Origin of the sequence: Myroides sp. N17-2, from assembly GCF_002286775.1 — a bacterium.
Lineage (GTDB): Bacteria > Bacteroidota > Bacteroidia > Flavobacteriales > Flavobacteriaceae > Flavobacterium.
Genome location: NZ_NSGJ01000010.1, coordinates 1 through 1892, shown reverse-complemented (window position 1 = coordinate 1892; position 1892 = coordinate 1). Strand labels below are relative to the sequence as shown.

Annotated in this window: 3 protein-coding genes; 2 read left to right on the top strand and 1 reads right to left on the bottom strand. The window is 28.2% G+C overall.

Going from position 1 to position 1892, the window contains the following annotated elements; genetic code table 11:
- Both CF599_RS06450 and mobC read left to right on the top strand, forming a co-directional pair.
- Positions 1 to 657: toprim domain-containing protein (locus CF599_RS06450; RefSeq protein WP_143824800.1), on the top strand; the 657-nt coding region annotated here is incomplete at its 5' end.
- Between the two features lie 129 nt (positions 658 to 786).
- Positions 787 to 1110 carry a plasmid mobilization relaxosome protein MobC gene (mobC, locus tag CF599_RS06445; RefSeq protein ID WP_121965228.1) on the top strand — a complete coding sequence of 108 codons (324 nt, stop codon included), beginning with the start codon at positions 787 to 789 and terminating at the stop codon, positions 1108 to 1110.
- A 271-nt stretch (positions 1111 to 1381) separates the two neighbouring features.
- Here the strand turns inward: mobC and CF599_RS06440 are convergent, their stop codons facing one another.
- Positions 1382 to 1855: a hypothetical protein gene (locus CF599_RS06440; RefSeq protein WP_121965227.1), complete on the bottom strand. Its 474-nt coding sequence runs from the start codon at positions 1853 to 1855 to the stop codon at positions 1382 to 1384.
- Positions 1856 to 1892: the final 37 nt, after the last annotated feature.

Below are 1892 nucleotides of genomic sequence, written 5' to 3'. Positions count from 1 at the left end.
TTGCTTTCCAATTCTCTACATGAGAATACATTATTTCTTGTTTGCTCATCTATTTATTATTTCAGGCAAACTTACTATCTTACATTAGACGATGAAATATGTAGTTGGTCGGGTGAATACCTTAAAATAGCTAGAAAATACTGTGTAGAACTTCTTTATAGACTTAATGATAAAACATATTACGGAATAGGTTTTAAGAATGACTCTGAAGGATACGAAATCCGAAACAAATACGTCAAAATGTGTTTAGGAACTAAAGCACCTTCCTACTTTAATAATAACAGTAGTCAAATTGTATTATTTGAATCGTGGAGTGATTTTTTGAGCTTCCTAACGCTATATCCAAAAGCAGAAAGACATTATGACTACTTGATATTGAATTCAGTTGGAACATTACATAATGTTTTAATTAATGAGACAAATAATTATTTGTACAAATGTACAAATGGGGCAAGTGACATATGTATAAAAAATACATTGTACAAAGAATTAAAGTATGATATAATTATTTGTTGTTTTGACAATGACGATGCTGGAAATAAAACTACGGAAAAAGTGAAAAATACTTTTCCCAATCGTGTGAAAGATGGAAGATACTTGTATCCTAACCACAAAGATTTGAATGATTTTATTAACACTCATGTCATTAATGTATAATGGTTTTTATGTAGGGCAAGATGTGTATTTATGTGCATAATTTTTAACAAATAATACACATAACACGCTCTTGCCTATTTCATAGGAACTTAAAAAATCGGGACTCGTTTTATTTTAAAAAGGAAGAAAATGGAAAAATCAAGAATTCATTTTTTGCTAGATTCAGATTTAAAAAAGAAATGGCAAGAAATAGCTGAGTTAAATCATATGACTTTGACTAAATATATAGTTCACAACGTAGAGGGTAACTTAGGTAAAAATGAAAGAAAACAAATACTAAAATTAATTGAAATATCGACCAATATGGATTCTAAAGTTGAGAATAATATTAACCAAATTGCAAAATGGGTTAATACTCATAAGGAAATTTCATCTGAAAAACTGAATGAATATTTAGGTCAGTTGAATAAATATCAACGATTTATGAAAGAAAGAAAGAAAGACTATTTTTAGAAAAATAATCTTATTACTTTCTGAAATATGATTTCAATAATTATATCAACAAATAGGAATTCTTCAAATTTTGGAGCTGTACGCTTCATTTGAGAAGGAAAACGAGTCCTTCTCGATTGGATTAACTGATAATTCTTTTCAACTTGTTCGCTTTGTTTCTTTTATAGCTCAAGCTTTACAGTATGCAAGTGGCAACAGACAAAGCCCTGAAGATAAACGTAAAAGGAAGAGAAGAAGATCTATTTGAAAGATAGAAAAGTTAGTGTATGATTTATTTAATTACATCATCAAAGTCTTTTATTAAGGCACGAAAAATCTTCTCTCCATCTTTCCCTAAATTCTTATTTGATAACCCTAAATCAGTTCTCATCGCTTTCATTACTCTAGTAAGCTTTCTCAATTGTACATTTGAATCTACTACACCGTTATTTTCACTATGTTTATACAAATATTGAAAATAGTCTGAGAAACTATTGATAACTTTAGGAGAAGCATATAGAATATATTTTTTATAAAACGTATATAATTTTAAGACCAACTCAGTATCAGGAGTTTTCTTTCCAGATTTTGTATTGCTAAATAGTTCAATCATTAAATCAATAAACTTTTGATAATGTTCTCTTCGCTCCTTTGATACTTCAGACAAAAGAGCTTGTTTTTTATCTATTGAAGATTTTATAAAATAACCTATAAAGGCGCCTAAAATAGGAAGAGCGATTGCAACTAAAGTTTTTATATCTAACATAAACTCATTTTCTTTTAATCAAATATAAACATATTCA